This is a genomic window from uncultured Bacteroides sp. (assembly GCF_937912035.1).
Taxonomy (GTDB): domain Bacteria; phylum Bacteroidota; class Bacteroidia; order Bacteroidales; family Bacteroidaceae; genus Phocaeicola.
Genome location: NZ_CALDPF010000055.1, coordinates 1 through 22,292, shown reverse-complemented (window position 1 = coordinate 22,292; position 22,292 = coordinate 1). Strand labels below are relative to the sequence as shown.

Below are 22,292 nucleotides of genomic sequence, written 5' to 3'. Positions count from 1 at the left end.
AAAAGAAACAATTTGCAAATAAAATAACATACCCATACAAACTTATTCCAAATCCACCACAGCATTTCCACCATTTTTCCATTCGGCCTTTACAGTATTCACCAATATGTTATCTCCCTTAAGGGTAGCGTCTCCCGGACCGGAGAAAGATTTTATGTTCACCAGATAATAGGCATTGCGTTCCACTATGCTATTCTTAGGATTCTTTCTATCGTATGACGCAGTACCACTTCCTGATGTAGAGTTAGTATTATCCAAATATATGTAGTAATAGCCTACACCACCGGGAACAGTAGCAAACTGTTCAAACTGTTCAGTATTATTAATGGTACCGGAAAAAATTTTAGCCGCACCATAAGTAAACACCATCGGAAGGTTTTCTGAATCATTCCAGAAATATGTTTCATCCGGCAAGCCCTGAGAATTGTCATCCTCTTTAAGATAGCCTGCCATTTTCAATGAAGACAAGAGAACGGCTTTCGCCACATCCTCTGACGAACACTCAATAGTACATAATGACTTAAAACTATCATTAAGGTCAGGAGCTTGATCAATTTTATCCTTTATTTTTAATCTTACTTCCTGACTTATCGATATATTACTGGAACTCTGAACCCAAGTTGCCAGACTTCTTTCAACCACAATTTTCCCAGGAGTGAATTTCGCCGAAACTATCACATGTGTTACCATTGGCCATGCGTCCGACTTATATTTACCGAATGCATCAGACTTTGATTGGTCTGAAGGTAATGTAAATGTATTTTCCGGACAATACAAACCTGCTGTATATGCATTTTCAACAGAATTATCATTCGACATGGGAATTCTGCTTGCGTCATATTTCTCAGCCTGAGCAAAATTACTTTCATATTCCGAAACACTGTTTATACTGTTAAAATAAAAATCCTGATAGTTTATAGGGTCTATATTGTCATCACTAACATGAATATTATTTTCTATGCTGAAATTAGGGTCTTCCGGAGTGGTATTAATATATTTCTGCATGAGGTAGCTCTTGGTATTCAATCCGTTGATAAGGTATTTCACATTTTCCAGACGAATCCATCCTATACCATCCATAGGACCTGCCAATGTACAATATTCAATATCATTTATATTAGTTGTTGTTGCCGTGACATGTACTTTTGCCACAAGACGTTTCAGTATAAATGGTTTCTCAAACACATACAATTTGTTTTCTATGAAATCCAATATCTGCCCCTCAGTGCAGAACATTGCAATGTCTGTTTTACGTGCAAATTCCTCAGTCAGATTATATCCTTTCTGATTAGGAATATCATATTCGGTATTTGCTGTAGTTGCGAAATGACTTGCCTGTCCATCACTCAGATTGGCCGCTATATATATACGTTTCTTCCCGAAATCTATATTTTTAAGTTTAAATGTATTTTCTCCATTCTTCAAACTAACTTTTACATAATACATCGTCTGTCCCTCCACAGGATTGCCGTTATCATCTAAATTCTGAAGGAACAGATGTCCATGCGATAGCTTGTTCTCATCAGCAGTGTCAGGTATTCGCACCTCATCATCCTCAGCACTCGACCTTGAAGAACCATTACCATCTAAATTTACATTAATCGACACTACCAAATCTCCCGGCACGACTTCCTCTTCCTCCACTTCTGCGGAGAAATTATCTGCAGCACAACCTATCATGGAAAAGGCAATGATAAGTAGCGAGCAGTACCTTATAATATGTCGGTACACAAGTAGCATAAATTAAAATATAAAATAATAGCTTAGTATTTAGTATTATGTCAGATCATAATTCAACATTCTGAACCCTCTTGCTCCATCCCAATACTCCGATTGAGACATTGACGTAAGCCCAGCTATCGCCTGCAAGAAAGAAGGTAAGGTCGTAATCATAGCCGCGGTCCAGGAACTCCTGTTTGGTGTACCTGTGTGATTCATCATAGTTGCTTAGTCTGGTAAGCAAGTCCGGCAGATTGACCTCTATAACTTTTTTGCCTGTCTTTTTGTTTTTCACCACCAGCACCTCATCTTCTGCGGTACTGTCATGGAGAATTATTCTGGAAGTCATGAAGTCGGCATGTCCCATGCTTCCCACTCCCGTACGGCTGTTGGCGACGGGATCTTGTGTGTTCCACGAGACGTATGGCGTACATCTTGCCCTCACGCTGTTGTCCGGCGTGTTGTCGTGGTTGAGAATGACGTTCGCTCCGTCAATATACATATCATAGTCATCAATGTTCATGGCGTCGGGTTCTTCAATATCCCTGAGCACCACACTAATAACTTTAGTGTTCCTTACCAGCGAGAGAGTATGATAGACATACTTTCCCTGAACCACTTCCACGGGTTCTTCCGATTTGGAATGCCACAATGTATCAAGCGGAAGATTCTGATGGTCGATATAGATTTTCCCATCTATATCAGACACTTTATGCGAAAGCTCCACATTAAGATCTTCCATCATGATATTCCTGCCGTTAAGTCCTCTACTCCTTATAAACTTTGCTCCGTCTTCAATAATAAGGTCGGAATATTTTCTTTGCTGTGCGTATGCCACAAACTGATACTTTCCTACAGGCAGGTCGAAGAACATGGAGTAGTCATCATCTTTTAGTGGAACCAGACCATCTTCGTTGGCTTCTGCCTTGCCGGTGACGTATCGTCCCTGTTCGTCGAATACGTATACGGTAACTTCTCCTACATGATCGGCAAACATATCGGAATGCTGGAGGTTATAGTCGTACTTGAATTTCACAAACACACCTCTGTCGCACCCGCTTCGGTCGTCGAAGATAAGGTCGGTACACGATGATACAGACATGCCCAGCACAATGACGGACATGAGAATCTTCAATGTATGTTTAAGCCGTTGTTTCATATAAAAGTTGTTTTATTCAGTGTTGTTAAACCTGCTGCAAGGGGTTTGGGCTTGCAGCAGGTGTTTTTAGTTTATAATTTTATTATAAGTCTACGCCTTGTGAACGTTTTGCCCATGAGAGGACGTTGATTTCACACTTGATATATCCTTCTTCCTTTTCTACTGGTTCTTCAGGGTCAGTTATTTCTGGAAGACCAGGCGCGCTTACTTTATTTATCTTGATGTTATACCAGTTATTACGAACCACACCGTATTTACCAAGATAGTTATCATTTGTAATATTTCCAGTAGGTTTAGTAAGCTCAAAGTGCTGGATAGGAGCTGCATAATAGTAGCAGTCACCGTCTAAATAGTATGCTACTTTGCCAAGATTGTTTAGAGCTTCATTGTGATTATCATCACTGAATCCATTAATCAAAGTCTTAAGTTGATCTGCACCCTCGTAATATCCGGCTTTGGCTTCAGAATTTATAGTTAAGCCATGCGGACTTGTAGTAATATTACATTTCTCAGCTACATAATCCAAGAACTGGTCTTTTGTATATGTATTTGCTAGGTCACCAATTGTAAAGAATGAGTAGTCTTTATCAGTTTCACCTGTTTTTTTAATGTTGAACTTTGTCTTTATAAGGACAGAGGTTATGTTATACTCATTAAGATTTAGAACATTACCAGTTGTCAATACTGCTACATCTGTATTTTCAAGACAGTATTGGGCATTTACTTTTGCACTCGTACCAGTAGTACTATAAGGACCCCACTTAATTTTAGAACCATCTGCTGCAGTTTCATCATCCATTGAATATACATTGAAGTCAGCATTGACTTTTTCCAAATCCGGTTCATTTGAATCGTTCAAATAACTCTTATCGTAGTTATTGTCTTTAGCCCAATATATACGCGACCAACTACCTTGAACACCATCCACAGCTGAAGTTCCAAAGAAATAGCTTGAATTTGTTGTTGACCATGTGTTATAATTACTAACGTCCCTTACAGGTTTGGTAGTCTTATTTGTAACATTAAGAACCCAGCCAAGATCACTACCCGCTTCTGTAAAGATTACTTCACTTCCGGCGTACGCACCGTCTGGAATTGTATATTTACCATCACTAGTAGAAGTTGGAAGCTCCAAATCAACTTTTGCCACTATGCGCTCTACAAATATTTTATCAGCTGTAGTACCTTCATCCGGCTCAGTATCATGTACAATTACAGGCACAAGAGTCTGAATTTTTTTAACTGATTGTTCAGTTTTATACAATGGAGAATTAAGCATTAAGAAACCTTCAGCAGTACCCGACACTGTAGCAGCATCCACAGACCAGGCTGCACCCATCAGTGTATTAAATTCGTCTCCGGCATTGATTATTACATAATCTCCGGCATCTTCATGGAATGTAAGCTGGCTTCCTTGTGAATTGACTGAAACAATTTTATCAGTTGAACCATTATTCAGAATAGCCAAAGCATAAATCTTGTTATCACCAGCTGGCTTAGGAACATTAAGGATTGTCGTTACTGTGGTTGAAATATGGTCGGGAGTTCCACCAGCATCGGTATCATCAGTTTGAGTTAAATTTCCTAAATCGTATGCCTTTACAAATTTTGCTTTATCTTCAGTTCCATCTTTAGCACCTTCAAAAAAAGCAATGATACCGGTGTTTACTTTATACTCACTTGCATCTCCATCATCAAAGCCCGGCTCTTCACCAGCCCTCGAGCTATTTACCGTAGGCAAATTGATAGCCACCTTTACATATCCCTCGCCGGTCTTTGGACCGTCATTTTCGTTACCCGGATTCTCCAGGTTATCGCTACAAGCAGCAAACATGCCTGCCACCATTAGCAAACTAAAATACTTTAGATTTCCCATACATTTATAGATTAATTCATTTAACATATAATATTATTTCAAAAACTCCATATTATGTTTTGCCGCATCCAGATTGCCCTCCAGTGCCTTTTCTATATGCTCTTCGGCACTGTCGTAATCCTTAAGTAGCAGATAAGCCACTCCACGGGCGTTTTCGGCTTCGGGGACGGACGATTTAACCTTGTCAAGATATCGCAACGCTTCTTTTGCCCTACCCTGCTCCAGCAATGCGTTGGCGGCATTTATATTGGTGGTCTCGTCGCCGGGATACATCCTTACTGCTACGTCGAACACATAGTTAAAGTCCTCCGAACCGGGCTGGTATGTCTGAGCCACGGCAAACATCTCTTCAAGGCTGAGACGCTGCGGGGCGGTCTTTACAAGTTCTTTCGCCTCGTCAAGCTTGAAACTGCGTATCACATAGTCAATGCGGTAGTCCGTACGGCGAAGCCCGGGATAACAATCGTTCAGTATAACTTTATATGACTGTGGGAACTTCTGCCTTATCTCTCTCTCCTTGCGGTCGATGTCCTCAGGTCCGTTCTCTATGTGGGCAAGTATGGCATCCTTGTCAGCCAAAGAACTTGCCTTGAGATATTCCACCAGACCTTCCCAGTTTTCAGGCTCGGACGATGCCTTTATTGTAGTTGACGCGAATCCGTATCTGTCTATGAGATATTTTTTCAACGACTCGGTACGTCCTTCAGCCAGACGTCTGTTCGATGAATAGCTTCCCTCAGGAGAAGCATAGCCTTTTATCTCGATAGATGTGATGGTGAAATCTCTGTCATTTTTCACTGTATCGATAGAAGCTATTATACGGTTAAGCTCCACAGGATTCTTTCTGTAGGAAGGGTCTATCTCAGTACGATTGACACGGAAATCGAGGTACGAGCGGCCGCTCAGTTCGCGTATCTTTACAGGCTCTGCCTGCGGCACTACGTATGCCAGTTGGGGAGTGAACGATAGGTCGGCTTCGGGAAACTGCACAAGAGAGCCTTTATCCACCTCGCCGCAACCGCAGAGGTCTTCAGCCACCTGCAGGTGTGAACTGTCCATCCACGAGTCGTAAGGGATAGTTACACTGTAGTCGATGCTCATAGGCTGTTTGCGCATCTTGACAACACTGCAGTAAACCTCATCGGTAAAAGCCTCGTCGGGATTTCGGCGCAGATAGATGTCGCGCGTACGGTCCTTAACCTCCACCGGTGGAAGCCATGCGCTCTGACTGCCTCCGGTCTGCAGATACCTTGGCTGAAGTATAACTGTTCCTCCACGCCTTATCTTTATGTTGTCAAGATTGAATGTCATGCTCACGGTGACACTGTCACGATGACGTGTGACAACAGCCTCCGTCACCACCGCTCCGCTCTGCAAGTTCTGCTGAGCGCACACATCGGCGGCAATACAGGCAGCCGCCACAGCAAAAATACCGAAAAGTAATGTTTTTCCTTTCATAACAGTATGCCTCCCGAACTTTTAAAACACGTAAATAATATTCAATGCCGCTTTTGTGGGACCAAAGTAATGGTGCGGCTTGTTATCCTCAATTTTGCTGCCGCAATTGGCGCACTTGAACTTATCCGCACGGGTATATATGTATCCCAGCCCCAATTCTGCCTCCAGACTCCAATGACGTGACAACAGCCACTGATAACCATAGCCTATTCCGGCTCCTGCCATCCAGCCTTCATAGCGATAGTCTTTCAATGAACCGAAATCGGTGCCGAGAAATTTGAAACCTGTATTGATATTGCCGATATTGTATATTCCACCCACAAGATGAAACCCAAGAAAATGTCCGTTGAAACGCTCGCAAAACCAGTAACGCAACTCAGGCTGGACAGCCATCATCTTCATTTTCTTATTGTCGGAAAATGTCCATGGATTAAGGAGAAAATGCCAGTCGGTAGTGAACTTCCGTCCCAGAGGAAATTCCAAAGCCAGATTAGGAGTGAGTGTACCCCAATATACGGCGTTTGTCTTTACAGTAACCACCTGGGCAGAAAGCACGGAAGAGAATAGAAGGAACAGATATAAAATGATACACCTCCTGCCGGCAAAAATATATCTACCTGATGCTTTCATAACAGTTATATTTTTGAATATTCTTTTTAGATTAAGTCCGATGTTATTTTCATTACAAAGTTATTAAGATCGGCAAGGATATTCAAATATAATTATTGCTATTATGTCATAAACAGGCTTTTTACGGATTGGCAATTTGCATTATAACATACTATATATCAGTGTTTTATATAATTTGACACAATTCCTAAATAATATGACACACAAGAATCTAATGACAATTTAGGAATTACTCTTCTAATTTTAACTGTTCGATGAACATTTTAGGGCTTAAACCGTACTTCTCCTTAAACAAACGGTAGAAAGTGGACTGATTGGGAATGGCACTGGCTTCGCCCACCTCGCTTATTGACATTTCTGGATGCTCGCGAAACAACAACACGGAATAGTTAAGACGCATGTCATTAAGATAGACACTAAGATTGCCTCCTCCCGTAGCTTCCTTGATAACTGTAGCAAAACGGTTACGGTCCACTCCCATAACAGACGCATAATAGTCGCGCTGGAGAGTATAGTCAAGATAAAGACGCTCGTTCTTTACTATCGAATCAAACCGTCTGAACAAAGTTTCATTCGACATCTTGCTCAAATCATAATTGGAAGAAATATGTTCCATCGATTCATTTCCTCCGGTCTCATCGGATGAGGTATCCACCTGACACGGTTCATTATCATGCTCGGAATTGGGAATAAAATTTTCGGAAGAGGTTTCAAAGGATTTGTTCAGTTCAACTATCAATCTTGATATATCACGGTTCTTTTTCTTCAATATGATGCGCTCAATAAGTATAAATATCAGGGAGAATGCCAATATACCAATAAATACGAACAAAGCAATATTCATCTTACGGCGATACTCCAGTTCGCTTCTGGCAGCCTCAATCCTTGCCTCATATTTGATAAAGTCTGTTGCCTGATTTAACTCCAGCAGACGGTTAGCGTCAATATTCCTGCGGTATGATTCGATTATGGCATTATATTTCTCCATGCTGCGGTATGCCTGCTCATACTTCCTGAGCATTTTATAGGCGGTGGCACTCTGCAAGAGAGAACGCCTGTAAATCACCGACACTGTATCAGCATTGTCCGTAGCCAGATAAAATGCCTGATTGTTGGCTATCACATCGTTACACTGACCTTTAAGCAGCAGATAAGGATTTATCTCAAGCGCTCCCAGCAATGTGGATGACATTTTTGTAGACTTATACTTATTATAGAAGTTATTGGCAAGTGTAAGTCTGTTAAGCTTCAACGACAGATAAGCCATCTTACTGTAATATTCACCGTACATCCTGTCTATCAGATTGGAAGCGACCTCGTCATGATTCTCAATACTTTTTATAAGACTCTCACGGTCCTCACATGCCTTCCATGCCTTCTCATAAAGAGAATCATCGATGTATAATTCTGCCTGCTTGTCGAGAATGACAGTTATACGCAACTTGCTGCCGATATCAGTCTCACGTTTGAATTTTGATATAGCTTCATCTATTATCTTGTACGACTTCTCGAACAATCCCATTCTGTTCCATATAATTCCCTGAACATACATCATATTGGCTTCAAGAGTAGTATTTCCTTCTCTTTTTGAATATGCCAGAACGGACGTCACCATATTGGCGGCATCCATCAGACGGGACGAAAACGCATACGATTCAGCGGCTATGACAACGGTACGAAACATAACTGCCGAGTCTTTTCGGACTTCTTCGGAATGAAGTACAGAATCAGCATATATGGAAGCTCTGTTGTATTTACACAATGAGTAATAGGCATAGCTGCGAAGATAGTTTATCTCATACTCCTTGTACATTCCCGTTTTCTCCATACTGTCGAGTTCCGTAAGAAGTTCCTCGGGAGTGGATGAAATTTCACGCAGATTCAGAGACCGCGGTATGGATTCCTTAGAATAGGCAGATAATGATATATATAACAGTATAAAAAGTATATAGTGTAATCTCATATAAAAATCGTATATTATGCTCCGGCCAAATATACAAAAAGTAGTTGAGAAATATTTTTATATTTATCAAAAATCATCATCTGGACTAGCAAAAAACGTGGGTAGACATTTAAAAAAAACGTGGGCAAATTTAAATCTAAACTTGCTCACGTTTTACATGAAATTTGCCCGCGTTTTATCCGAGATTAAATTTCCCAGGTATCGTTAGTGTCAAGAAGCTCAGCAAAGCTATGGTATTTTTTCTTCTCAGACACTTCACGTATTTGTTCTTCTACTGCCTGATCGTATGTAGGAGCCTCAACATCGCGAATAACTCCAAGAGCTATAGGGAAGTCAGGACCTTCCATAAGAGCCAATTTCAACTGTAAGGTATTGTCCATACAATGCGCGTCATGCACAAGGATGTCCTTTTCTGTTATTCCGTTCTCTCCCAGCTTAACCACTTTGAGTCCGAAACCTTCCTGCATCAATCCGAATTCCTTGTCAGGACCGAACAACATAGGTTTTCCATGCTCAAGATAGATGGCATTGCGCTCGCGATCCTCTTTCTTGGCGATTGAATTATGAGTTCCATCATTAAAGATTACACAGTTCTGAAGGACCTCGACTACAGAAGTTCCTTTATGCTTTTCTGCAGCTTTAAGCACTTCAACAGAAGGATTTCCGTCAACAGCCGCACAACGTGCAAAGAAACGTCCGCGTGCTCCGAAACAAAGTTCTGCAGGACGGAACGGGTCTTCCACTGTTCCGTAAGGAGATGACTTGCTGACAAAACCTCTCTCTGAAGTAGGAGAATACTGTCCCTTTGTAAGTCCATAGATACGGTTGTTCAGAAGGATGATATTTATATCCACATTACGGCGGATAGCGTGTATGAAATGATTACCACCGATTGCAAGACCGTCACCATCACCGGAAATCTGCCATACAGTGAGTTGTGGGTTGGCTACTTTCACTCCTGTAGCAATTGCCGCAGCACGTCCGTGAATTGTATGCATTCCGTATGTGTTCATATAGTAAGGCAGACGTGAAGAACATCCGATACCTGATATAACGGCTATATCCTTAGGTGCTGTACCTATTTCTGCCAATGCCTTGTGGAATGAATTCAAAAAAGCATGGTCTCCACATCCCGGACACCAGCGAGGCTGTCCTGCTTTATAATCGGCTGCTGTATATTTTGATTCGCTCATAGATTATTCCTCCATTATTTTTGTGAAAGCATCAACCAATTCCTGTACTACAAACGGCTGACCTTTAACCTGATTAAACTGATGTAAATGCAATCCTTCTATCTTCATGCGCAGATAGCCTGCAAACTGTCCCATGTTCTGTTCTGCAACGACAATCTTCTTATACTTGCGAAGAACCTCTTCAGTATTCTTAGGAAGCGGATTGATAAAACGGAAATGTGCCAAAGCAGCTTTCTTGCCATTAGCATTTAGTGTATCCATTGCAGAATGAAGATGGCCGTATGTACCTCCGAAACCGACAATCAACAAATCAGCATCTTCTGCTCCTTCCACTTCGAGCAATGGAATACTATCAGCTATTTTTGCCACCTTCTCAGCACGCAACTGAGTCATCAGATGGTGGTTTTCTGGTTCTGTTGAGATTGCTCCTGTCTCACTGCTCTTCTCAAGACCACCGATACGATGCATAAAGCCTTCTGTACCAGGTTTAGCCCAATAGCGGACACCAGTCTCATAATTGCGGAGGAACGGAGTCCAGTATGAAGCCATATCAGGAGTCACGTATGGAGGATTGATTGACGGATATTCGTTCAGGTCCGGCAGCTTCCATGCGGCAGAACCGTTTGCGATATATGCATCAGTAAGAAGAACTACAGGAGTCATATGTTCCAAAGCAATCTTACATGCTGTATAAGCAGCATCGAAACAGTCTGTTGGCGATGATGCCGCAATAACCGGCATAGGGCTTTCACCATTACGTCCGTACAATGCCTGTAGAAGGTCTGTCTGTTCTGATTTAGTTGGCAGACCTGTAGAAGGACCTCCACGCTGTACGTTTACGACAACCAGAGGTAATTCTGCTATCACAGCCAGGTTCATAGCCTCACTCTTAAGGCAGACACCCGGACCGGAAGTAGAAGTAACGGCCAGAGCTCCTGCAAATGCGGCACCTACAGCCGAAGCGCATCCGGCAATTTCATCCTCGCACTGAACGGTCTTGACTCCAAGTGATTTATGTTTGGCCAGTTCGTGGAGTATATCTGTAGCAGGAGTGATAGGATATGAACCGAGATAAAGCTGCAATCCAGCCTTCTCAGCCGCAGCAATAAGACCGTATGATGTAGCCTTATTACCATTTATATCCATATAACGGCCATGAGCTTTCTGATTCTTTGAAGGAACCCTATAACTCATTGAAACAGATGCATGAGTATTTGCACCAAACTGATAACCGGCATACAATACCTGAACGTTAGCCTCAGCTATCTCAGGTTTCTTGGCAAACTTCTCACGCAATATCTTTTCACCAATTTTCACATCACGCTGGAAAAGCCAACAAACCAGTCCAAGGGCAAACATATTTTTTGTACGCAGAATGGATTTATTGTCCAATCCACTATCCTTAAGACATTCCTTACACATAGTGGTAATAGATGCCTCTACTACCTCATTCTTAATACCAAGTTCAGAAAAAGGATTCTCCAGCTGGAACTGTGCCTTCTCCAAATCACGTTTGGTAAACGAATCTGTATCAATGATTATTACGGATTGCGGCTTACAGAATTTATACTGGGTTTTCAGAGCTGCCGGATTCATTGCAACAAGCACATCGCATTTATCACCAGGTGTATAAACTTTATCGGAGCCTATATGTACCTGAAATCCGGACACACCTGTAAGTGTTCCTTGCGGAGCACGAATATCTGCAGGATAATCAGGGAAAGTACTTATATCATTTCCCTCTGTAGCTGATATATTGGAAAACATATTTCCGGCCAACTGCATACCATCGCCAGAGTCACCTGAGAAGCGTACTACCACTTCATCAATCTCCTTGACTGTTATTTCTTCTGCCATAATGTTGCTAATTTAAATTCTCAAAAATATTAATGTCTACAAAAATGTGAAACTTCTTTCACAAAAACAACAAAATACGATTATTTTTTACAAAAAGTACAACTATTTATTTTTTTCACATAAATTATTGCACAATCAGTAAAAAGATGTATTTTTGCAAAGCATTTGAAAAACATTTGCAAGATTCTCAGAACTAACCGCCCTTGTAGTTCAACGGATAGAATAGAAGTTTCCTAAACTTTAGATAGGGGTTCGATTCCCCTCGAGGGTACGAAAGAAAGTCCAATAAATGAATGCATTACATAATGCATAAGAAAGAAGCACATCTAATACATTGCGAAATGCATTAACATGTGCTTCTTTTTTTATGCAATCTTATTTGATAACTCCCAATTCTTTACCCACTTTAATAAACGCAGCGATAGCTTTGTCAAGATGTGCACGTTCGTGGCCTGCTGACAACTGAACACGTATACGTGCCTGTCCTTTTGGTACAACAGGATAATAGAATCCGGTAACATATATTCCTTCTTCCTGCATACGTGCGGCAAAGTCTTGTGACAATTTGGCATCATATAACATAACAGCACAAATAGCACTCTGTGTAGGTTTTATATCGAACCCGGCAGCAAGCATATTGTCGCGGAAATAGTTTACATTTTCCATCAATTTGTCATGCAGTGCATTACTTTCCTTCAACATCTTGAACATTTCAAGACTTGCTCCAATAATAGCAGGTGCAACAGAGTTAGAGAACAGATAAGGACGTGAACGCTGGCGAAGCATATCAATAATTTCTTTTCTACCGGTAGTGAAACCACCCATAGCACCACCAAACGCCTTACCCAAAGTACCTGTGAATATATCTACACGGCCATACACTCCAAACTGTTCGGCTACTCCATGACCTGTAGGACCTACCACTCCTGCAGAATGTGACTCGTCCACCATAACTAAAGCATCATATTTCTCTGCCAAATCACAGATTTTATCCATTGGAGCGACATTTCCGTCCATAGAGAACACACCATCTGTTGCGATGATACGGAATCTCTGTGCCTGTGCTTCCTGAAGACAACGTTCCAAATCAGCCATATCAGCGTTTGCATAACGATAACGTTTAGCTTTACACAAACGTACTCCATCAATGATAGATGCGTGATTCAACGCGTCAGATATAATTGCGTCTTCTTCTGTAAGAAGTGGTTCGAATAGTCCACCATTGGCATCGAAACATGCAGCGTAAAGAATAGTATCCTCAGTCTTGAAATAATCAGAGATTGCAGCCTCAAGCTGTTTGTGCAAATCCTGAGTACCGCAAATAAAACGTACTGACGACATTCCATATCCGTGAGTATCCATGGCAGCCTTCGCAGCGTCTATCAGGCGCTTATTATCAGACAGTCCTAAATAATTATTGGCACAAAAATTCAACACATCTTCACCGGCATTTACCTTAATATCAGCACGTTGAGGTGTAGTAATGATTCTTTCCTTCTTGTATAATCCGGCAGCTTCTATATTAGATAATTCTTCTGCCAGGAAGTTTTGAAATTTTCCGTACATAATATATCTGTATGAGGTTAATAAAAAAAGTTTTTAATAATAGACATTCATTAAGGTATAACTAATATAACTCACGCCAAAGTTCCGATTTTTTTTTGAATTTCAGTATTTATTACGCATATTTTTTCATAATTATTTAAACTATAAATATCTTTGCAGAAAATATGATTAACCAAACCAAATGAATTTATGAAAAATATCCTTATCATCGGTTCAACCGGTCAAATCGGATCTGAACTAACCATGAAATTAAGAGGTATGTACAATGGTAATATTGTAGCAGGATACATACCAGGTGCAGAACCTAACGAAACAATCAGAGAATCCGGTCCATGTGCAATAGTTGATATTACAAATGAGCAACAGATAGCAGAAACTGTCTCAAGATATAAAATAGATACTATATACAATCTGGCAGCACTACTTTCAGCCGTTGCAGAAGCGAAACCACAGCTTGCATGGAAAATAGGTATGGGTGGACTTTTCAACGTCCTTGAAGTTGCCAGAACCATGAATTGCGCAGTATTTACTCCAAGTTCTATTGGCGTTTTCGGTAATAATACACCTAAAGACAAGACTCCACAGGATACAATACGCAATCCTAGAACTATGTATGGGGTAACAAAGGTTTCAGGAGAACTCCTGAGTGATTACTATCACATACGATTCGGTGTAGATACACGTTCTGTAAGATTCCCGGGATTGATTTCATACGTAACTCCTCCGGGTGGTGGAACAACAGACTATGCAGTTGATATTTACTATTCTGCAGCTAAAGGGGAAACTTTCGAATGCCCTATAGCACAAGGTACATTTATGGATATGATGTATATGCCTGACGCTCTTCGTGCTGCTGTTGAAATTATGGAAGCCGATCCAAGCAAATTCATTCACCGTAACTCGTTCAATATCGCTTCAATGAGTTTTGATCCAGAAATCATATATAACAAAATAAAAGAATACGAACCGGATTTCAAGATGGTTTACAAAGTCGACCCACTCAGACAGGCTATAGCAGATTCATGGCCTAACTCACTTGACGATACTTGTGCACGCGAAGAATGGGGTTGGAAACCTGAATATGACCTGGATGCAATGACACGCGATATGCTTGTGAAGCTAAAAGAAAAGTTTGGAAAATAATTGTTAGTTGAGGTTGTCTCAAATGAGACAACCTCTTTTTTTTATGGTTACACACTATCACAAATGATTATCATTAAGACATCTTGTTATATTTGTGTACATGTTATTTGTATTTTATACTTATAAATCTTTTTCCCCCGACTGATTTAATATAAATATGTCCTCCAATACTATTATTATTAAGTGGTACAATGGTATATTTCGATTTTGGCTCAATCTCTATCTGACCGATTCCTGATATGTTCGATAAATATATACAAGAGTTTTCATCATTTGATTTCTCGTCCCATTCACATTCAAACCCAACTTCATTATTTCCATACTTTATGATTCTTCCATTAATATAAACCGGATATGTTCTTGATAAGGTACTATAGAAGAAATCTTGTTTGTCAATATAATCCCACCAGCTCCAAAAAGCTTGCCCCATGAGATTGGTTTCGATTATTTTCTTATGGAAATTTGCCGGACGTTCATATTTTTTGTTTATATCATAGAAAGCCCCCCATTCTCCCAGCCATATCGGTATCTGTCTTTCTTTTGATGATTTTATTATCTGGTCAAATATAAATTCCAGTCTGTTACTTTCCAAAACATCTGAGAACTCTGTATCTACCACCAAATCGTACGCATGAGGCGCGTATGCACATAAATTGTCCGTCTTTCCATATTCATCTACAGGAACCTTGAAAGTGCTTTTTATTCCCATATTTCCAAAATAGCAATGTTCCAGGAAAAGAATATGATTTTTGTCTACACTTCGTATTGCATCCCTGGCTTTTTGGTAAAAAGCACTAAGTTTTCCCTGTTCAAATTTATCAACCAATGGCTTTGCATATTCCGTTATCTTAAAAAACAGGTCTTTATTGTTCAACACTTTTAGAAGTTTTATCCTTTCCCGTTCATCTGCCCATAGTTCATTTATATCACTAGTTATATTCTTGTCAGATTCATTCATATAAGAAACATAACCTTCAATCATACTATTGAAAACCATTTGTCCATCACTACCAGGAAATGGTTCATTCATTATGTCATATCCTATTATGGCATCACATTCTGAATATCTTTCAGCAATTGTTTTCCATACCTGTATATAATGATCCTGCACTCCTAATCCGTCTTCTACGGATTTGTTGTTCCAGAAATTATCAAAACAGGATTGTACAGCAGGACTTATAATATACGAATCACTCCATATTTCTCCGGTAAGATGCTGTAATCCATTGTCAAGACTCACCCATTCGGGTGCTCCGTTTCCATATTTTACCGAAAATAAATCCTGATGCATATCAAGTATCAGCCTTATATTATTGCTTTTAGCCCATTTAATTCTTTTATCAAGCTCCTCCAGATATTTTTGATTATAAACTCCAGGTTGAGGTTCCAGCATAGCCCATGACAATCCATATCTGATACAGTTGAAACCATAATCACGAAATTTAGTAAAGATTATACTGTCATTTTGGCTCATGAAATTTGTTTCAGGATTCTTTGTAACGTGGTTTATGCCGTTAAGAATGACTTCACATCCTTTTGAATCAACAAACCTTTCCCTGTCTATTGATATGAAATTGTTTGTTGAAATATTGGATTTACTACATCCAAGTATAAACGTCAGCAGTAATACTGTATAAGTGATATTTTTCATGGTGGAAAGAAGTTTAATTTGTATTTTGATTATAAACACTTAATAAACAACAAAAATACAATCAATTATTTACATTTGAAAATGTAGCACCTCCACGTTTTCCTGTAACAGGGTTTATCACATCTACTTCATCACTTATCCATCTACTGGCAAGAAGAGAATAGCCACCCATCTCGATTCCCTTGCTCTTTGCATAGTCAACCAAGGACTTAATATAAGCAATATGCTTTTCATCTGTTGTCTCGGCATTCATTCCAGAGCCGAATGAAAGAATAATCATTTCATAGCCAACTTCGGCACACTGGTCTACAGCTCTTTTGACTATATTTTCGTCTATAGTGGTAAGATGCATAAAGATAGGATTTTCAGTTGTCCATGGAGCTATAGTACGATAAAATCTACGCAGAAAAAGACCTTTACGTTCACGGTCGTACGTATCTATAGGCATCTCATATACCTTATAGGATGAAAAAGGAGAATCTTTTGTTACTTCCACATCAGGACCCATTTCATTATATACATCCAATGTACATAAGGTATTTAAACCATAGTTACATTGTGAAGTATATTCCTTGTCGGTAGTCCAATGTTCCGTTCTGTCACCCGTATACTCCCAAAATGCTCCACCCATGGTATAGTCACTCTCTATATGGATATTTGGCAGGTATCGTCTTGACATATCTCCTTCTGTCGACTCCGGTTCTGCAAAAAACAAATGTTCAAGTTTGAAAGAGTCAAGATTTACCAGTTCATCACCGTCATTGAAAATTTCCAAATGTTTTCTTATTACAGGTACATGGTCATATATGTCGAAGTGAAGTTTTACTTTAAGATTTGAGACCTCACCAGTTCCACGCATTATAAATGTAAGAGATTTACCGGTAGGGAGCTTCTTGTTCAAAGCCCAGCGGCTTCTAGCCCAATCCAAAGAATGTATTGAATCTGATATTTCAAAATCATCGACAATGAACGAACGATTTGCTACAGTCATATCATCTATCCATTCAAGTTTAAGATATCCACGCTCTGGCTGACCTTCCAATCCACCTAGAGACCATCTCTCCCCATTAATGGTTAGTTCTCCTTCACTGCTAATTGCTCTAAGCATATTCTCGCCCGACATCTGATTAACAATATCTACTGTGGCAAGATTTGGCATTATCCTGAAAACTCTGGATGTAAGTCCATTTGTTATTACGATTGATTTACCATCAATTCCGGCCATTACTTCAGCCTTATAACCATCCGGAGATACCAGCCAGTCCGTTTCACTACGTTTCATCGAAGGATAATCAGAAACAGGAAGTTTACTCAACTTGGATGACATTCTGTTCCAAGCTTCCTTAGAAACCCCTTCGCCTTCAATAATAGACTCTGTACTGATAGCTGGAGCCTGGAACTTGTCGTACTCAATATCCACATCTGACCATACGGCAAAATCACCACTATAACCATCTCCTCCATTTTCAACTTTAAACTCAAGTCTTTTAACCCCGGAGAGGTTAATATCGAATGAAACCAACTGCTCACCTGAACTCATCTTACGAGAAAACAATTCTTTACCGTCGCCTAGAATTCTGAAAACAACAACACCCTTTTTAATAATTCCACCCTCATCTTCAACTCCTGCAAAATATCTTTTATCACCTACCTTCCTATAAAAAACACGAGTCCCGTCAGGTTGCGATGAAGATGAAATATCCGCCGAACTATAGTCAATTTTTGAATCTGCTACACCTATACTGCCTGTAACCTTTTTTCCAAAACCTTTAATATTAACTTTTATAACACTCTCCGAATGAACTCCAACTGGATCTAAACACTTCTTCCCTGCTACAGAAGCCTCCTCACCTGTCACAGACAATCCTACAACAGGCATTCCATAAGTCTGGGAAGAACGTGAAAGATTTAACTCAGAAAGTTTTTGCTGGGCATTTATATTAATATAACAGCCTAATGCTAATAAAAAATACTTTAATCGCAATAATTTCATAGTATTAGAGATTTATTATATTCTAATGTTTAACAAGTAACGTTATTCTATTTATGTCTATTAAAATCTATCACATTGAACTCATAAATTCCGGGGTTTCCCACAGATTCTAAAACATCAAATCTAATCTTTTCAGCTTTATAGGATTTAGGGAATCTGAAAACCTTACAATCTCCCATAGGTTCATCACTCAAATAAATCTCCTGCCACATACCATTTTTCAGAATTGAGATCTTATATTTCTGAATACGATTAACCCTTATATTAGTAAATCCATCAGACGAAGATTTAACATCACAATATTCAAAAATAGATATTTTATTAAAAGAATCATCAGGGTTCAGAGTTACAATAAAATGTCCCAGACTATCTTTCGCCATCCAATAAGTCTGCATACCACCATCCAATAATTTACTGCCATCATGAACTCCATTCTTATCGTTCTCAAATGACGAGACCTCGACAGGTGCATTCATGGATATGAACTTTCCGTTTTTAGGAAGTGGAAAACCTTTTTTAAGTCCAAGTCTTTTGGCAAGAGCTATTGCGGTATTAGCTTCATGTTCACGTATTCTTCCAGTATAATCTGGAGGAATATTCATAACCAAAGTATTATTATTGTCCGTACACCAATAGAAAAGTTCTTCCAACTCATCTAAATCACGACTAGGCTGAGGATCTTTTTTATTAAACCATGACCAATACTTACTTATACAAATAGTATGTTCGAAAGGGACATAATATGATTCTCCCTTATACAAATACTGTTTTTTATCAGCCTTATGCGCAATTTTAGGATCCCATAAACGGAAGTCACTAGGGAAATACTGAAAATAATATTTGTTATCAACAATCATTGAATCAGGTAAAGCAAACTTACGTCCACCTTCTTTTAATTCTATAGTGTGATTAACTCCCATTGCACAATATGGCTGGAGTTTCTTTACTAAATTATACACTTTTGGAAGATTCCAGTCTTTTACTGGTCTGTCCCAACCTCCGTCAAGCCACAACTCACAAACAGGACCATAATTCGTAAGAAGTTCAGTCAATTGTCCACACATATAGTCTACATATTTCTCCGTGTCTTTATCTTTGTAGCAAGGTGCATTTCTATCCCATAACGAATAATATATAGCAAATTGAATACCGTATTTCTTACAAGCTTTGGCTACCTCTGCTACAACATCTGTTTTTACTGGCGAAGAAGCGACATCATAATCCGTATACTTGCTGTCCCAAAGACAGAATCCGTCATGGTGTTTAGTAGTAAGCAATATATAACGGAAACCGGCATCTCTAGCGACTTTTACCCATTGGTCACAATCCAATGACACAGGATTATATTTTGAAACCGGAACACTGCCGTCCGACCATTCCATATCTACAAAGGTGTTTACTCCAAAGTGCATAAACATTCCATACCCACGTTCCACCATTCGTTTTTGAGTTTCATTAGGTGAATCTGAAGGAATAATCTCCTGACCATTTAAAGACATTGTCAAACATAAGAAAATTGACAAAATCATATAAGATATTTTTTTCATATAATATAATTCTCCCCGAAATAACAAGCTGAATATCAGCTATATGATTGTATCAGAATATAAAGCTAAATCATCAATTAGGTTAACAAGCTGATTTGCCTTCTATGTTTCAATAAAAAAAGATACAAATGAGCATTAGAAATAGTAAACTCTTTCAAATACTCATTTGTATCATTAGTTTGTAAAAACAAACTTATTTAGATAAATTAATTACTTATATCAAGCTTTCTTTTCACCTTCAGGCATCTTGTTACCCATAGTAAGGTAAGCAACAGGAGAAGCCACAAACAATGAAGAAAGAGTACCGATTACAACACCAAGAATCATTGCGAACGCGAAGCTGCGGATGCTGTCACCACCAAGAATCAAGATACTTAACAATACGATAAGTGTACTGAGTGAAGTATTGATTGTACGGGCAAGTGTTGTATTCAGGGAATCATTGAACAACTGCATACGGTTACGCTGTGGATACAAACCGAAGAACTCACGCACACGGTCGAAGATAACCACCTTATCGTTGATAGAGTAACCGATAGCTGTCAGAATAGCTCCGATAAATGTCTGGTCTATTTCAAGTGAGAACGGCATCCAGCCATAACACAATGAATAAGCACCGATAATCAGCAATGTATCAATAACCAGGGCTACTGTAGCACCGATACTGAATGCAATATTGTTGAATCGGATAAGGATATACAGACCGATTGCTATAAGGGCCAATACTACTGACCAGATAGCAGAAGTCTTAATATCGTCTGCCACACTAGGACCTACCTTCTGAGAACTGATAATAGAACCTCCGGCACGGTTATCACGATCGATGAAGATTTCAAGTGTTGTACCTTCACCAAGCAAGTTACCTTCTTTCAAAGATTCGTAAAGGAATGCTTCGATTTCAGCATCGATAGTTGGAGAATCTTCTTCGATACGGTAGTTGGTAGTTACACGGATAGTCTTACCGTCTGTACCAAGAGCGATAGCCTGTACGTTTGCATCACCAACCTTAGACTGGAGCAAGCTGCGTACTGTTTCAGGCTGAACTACCTGTTCGAACTGAACTACAAAGTTACGTCCACCAGTGAAGTCGATACTCTGTGCAAGACCACGAACGAAGAATGAGATGATACATACTACAATAACGATACCCCAAACAGTGAATGATTTCTTTGTAGCACCCATGAAGTTATAGTGCACATTCTGCATCAGGTTCTTAGAGATACCTGTTGTGAATGTAAGGTTCAACCACTTGTCTTTATTCATATAGTGTTCGTAAACAATACGAGTCAGGAACACTGCTGTAAAGAATGAGCAGAGGATACCGATAATCAATGTAGTGGCGAAACCACGGATAGGACCTGTACCGAAGTTGAACAGGATGATACCGGTGATGATAGACGTCAAGTTGGAGTCGAAGATAGCAGAGAAGGCGTTGGAGTAACCGTCAGCCAATGCTTTCTTCACACCCTTGCCTGCACGGAGTTCTTCTTTGGTACGCTCGTAAATCAATACGTTGGCATCCACAGCCATACCCAGCGCCAACACCATACCGGCAATACCGGACATCGTCAATGCTGCCTGGAAAGAAGAAAGGATACCCAACGTGAAGAACAAGTTCAGCACCAGAGCGCCGTTGGCCACCATACCCGGAATGAATCCGTACATGGAGCACATGTAAACCATCAGCAGAATCAATGCTACGATGAATGACATGATACCGGCATTGATGGAAGCTTGTCCCAGTGAAGGACCAACGATGTCTTCTTGTACGATATGTGCGGGAGCCGGCATCTTACCTGATCTCAATACGTTTGCCAAGTCTTTTGCTTGTTCCGGAGTAAAGTGACCGGTAATCTGTGAGTTACCACCAGTGATTTCATTGTTTACGTTCGGTGCGGAGTAAACGTAACCGTCCAGCACGATAGCGATGCTCTTGCCGATATTCTGCTTGGTGAGCTGAGCCCAACGGCGTGCACCGTCAGTGTTCATGGACATACTTACGGCAGGTTTACCGTAATGGTCGTATTCGTCTTTGGCGCTAACCACTACATCACCTTCCAGAGGCGCCTTGCCGTTACGTTCTGTAGAACGGATGGCATAAAGTTCGAAAGTCTGAGCTTTCGGATCATATTCATAAGGAGATACTCCCCATTTCAGACGCAAGTCTTTCGGCATTTCGGCTTGAACTTCCGGCATGGAAAGGTATCTGTTGATTTCAGCTGTATCCTTGTAGTTGGCATAGGCTACAACAGGACCTTGTCCGCTGGGGTTGACTTGCAAGATTGCGAACAGCGGGTGTTCTTTCTTTATTTGTGCAAGGTCAGCGGTTTGTGTCTTGTTTTCACCCTTTAAAGCAGCGGCAAGACTGTCGGCTGTGCTGGTAGCTTGGGCTACGGCAGGAGCTTCGGTAGCTGCGCTGTCTGCCTCTTCTGCCGGAGTTTCGCTTGCAACGATGGCACGCAACTTGGTGTCGGCAGCTTGCAGATAGGGAGTAACGTCTTTTGCTGTGTATGTTTCCCAGAATTCCAGATTGGCGG

General features: G+C 40.2%; 14 protein-coding genes and 1 tRNA gene. 2 read left to right on the top strand and 13 right to left on the bottom strand.

The genetic code is table 11. From position 1 onward, the window contains the following. Window positions 1–42: 42 nt before the first annotated feature. The 8 genes from Q0486_RS15090 to Q0486_RS15055 all read right to left on the bottom strand — a co-directional run bounded on the left by Q0486_RS15090 (window position 43) and on the right by Q0486_RS15055 (window position 11,855). Entirely contained in the window at window positions 43–1,740 is a 1,698-nt protein-coding gene (locus Q0486_RS15090) for a hypothetical protein (RefSeq protein ID WP_299235196.1), read from the bottom strand. Window positions 1,741–1,786: 46 nt separating this feature from the next. Continuing rightward, a complete protein-coding gene (locus tag Q0486_RS15085; protein ID WP_299235193.1) occupies window positions 1,787–2,878 on the bottom strand; it encodes a FimB/Mfa2 family fimbrial subunit in 1,092 nt (363 codons plus the stop codon). 82 nt (window positions 2,879–2,960) lie between these two features. Beyond that, window positions 2,961–4,754 (bottom strand): Mfa1 family fimbria major subunit, encoded by a 1,794-nt coding sequence (locus Q0486_RS15080; protein ID WP_299235190.1) that lies wholly within the window; start codon window positions 4,752–4,754, stop codon window positions 2,961–2,963. 33 nt (window positions 4,755–4,787) lie between these two features. After that, the gene (locus Q0486_RS15075; RefSeq protein ID WP_299235187.1) at window positions 4,788–6,212 is read right to left on the bottom strand and encodes an OmpA family protein; all 1,425 of its coding nucleotides are present in this window, start codon (window positions 6,210–6,212) and stop codon (window positions 4,788–4,790) included. A gap of 21 nt (window positions 6,213–6,233) precedes the next feature. Beyond that, window positions 6,234–6,842, bottom strand: a complete 609-nt coding sequence (locus Q0486_RS15070; RefSeq protein WP_299235184.1) for a DUF3575 domain-containing protein — start codon at window positions 6,840–6,842, stop codon at window positions 6,234–6,236. Between the two features lie 229 nt (window positions 6,843–7,071). Beyond that, complete coding sequence (locus tag Q0486_RS15065; protein ID WP_299235181.1) at window positions 7,072–8,805, bottom strand: helix-turn-helix domain-containing protein; 1,734 nt, start codon at window positions 8,803–8,805, stop codon at window positions 7,072–7,074. A 185-nt stretch (window positions 8,806–8,990) separates the two neighbouring features. Continuing rightward, window positions 8,991–9,998 (bottom strand): 2-oxoacid:ferredoxin oxidoreductase subunit beta, encoded by a 1,008-nt coding sequence (locus Q0486_RS15060; RefSeq protein ID WP_299235178.1) that lies wholly within the window; start codon window positions 9,996–9,998, stop codon window positions 8,991–8,993. A 3-nt stretch (window positions 9,999–10,001) separates the two neighbouring features. After that, on the bottom strand, window positions 10,002–11,855 hold the full coding sequence (locus Q0486_RS15055) for a 2-oxoacid:acceptor oxidoreductase subunit alpha (protein WP_299235175.1): 1,854 nt from the start codon (window positions 11,853–11,855) through the stop codon (window positions 10,002–10,004). A gap of 199 nt (window positions 11,856–12,054) precedes the next feature. Here Q0486_RS15055 and Q0486_RS15050 point away from each other — a divergent pair. Next, a tRNA-Arg gene (locus tag Q0486_RS15050) sits at window positions 12,055–12,126 on the top strand. A gap of 104 nt (window positions 12,127–12,230) precedes the next feature. Here Q0486_RS15050 and kbl read toward each other — a convergent pair. After that, complete coding sequence (gene kbl / locus Q0486_RS15045) at window positions 12,231–13,421, bottom strand: glycine C-acetyltransferase (RefSeq protein ID WP_299235172.1); 1,191 nt, start codon at window positions 13,419–13,421, stop codon at window positions 12,231–12,233. Between the two features lie 189 nt (window positions 13,422–13,610). On the opposite strand from kbl, the gene Q0486_RS15040 reads away from it, so the two are divergent. Further along, on the top strand, window positions 13,611–14,564 hold the full coding sequence (locus tag Q0486_RS15040) for an NAD-dependent epimerase/dehydratase family protein (RefSeq protein WP_299235169.1): 954 nt from the start codon (window positions 13,611–13,613) through the stop codon (window positions 14,562–14,564). Window positions 14,565–14,667: 103 nt separating this feature from the next. On the opposite strand, the gene Q0486_RS15035 is transcribed toward Q0486_RS15040, so the two are convergent. The 4 genes from Q0486_RS15035 to secDF all read right to left on the bottom strand — a co-directional run. Then, window positions 14,668–16,215 carry a cellulase family glycosylhydrolase gene (locus Q0486_RS15035; protein ID WP_299235166.1) on the bottom strand — a complete coding sequence of 516 codons (1,548 nt, stop codon included), beginning with the start codon at window positions 16,213–16,215 and terminating at the stop codon, window positions 14,668–14,670. Window positions 16,216–16,276: 61 nt separating this feature from the next. Further along, window positions 16,277–18,208 carry an NPCBM/NEW2 domain-containing protein gene (locus Q0486_RS15030; RefSeq protein ID WP_299235162.1) on the bottom strand — a complete coding sequence of 644 codons (1,932 nt, stop codon included), beginning with the start codon at window positions 18,206–18,208 and terminating at the stop codon, window positions 16,277–16,279. Between the two features lie 47 nt (window positions 18,209–18,255). Further along, complete coding sequence (locus tag Q0486_RS15025) at window positions 18,256–19,737, bottom strand: alpha-L-fucosidase (protein ID WP_299235160.1); 1,482 nt, start codon at window positions 19,735–19,737, stop codon at window positions 18,256–18,258. 237 nt (window positions 19,738–19,974) lie between these two features. After that, window positions 19,975–22,292 (bottom strand): protein translocase subunit SecDF (gene secDF / locus Q0486_RS15020; RefSeq protein ID WP_299235158.1); only part of this gene is annotated, 2,318 nt, incomplete at its 5' end.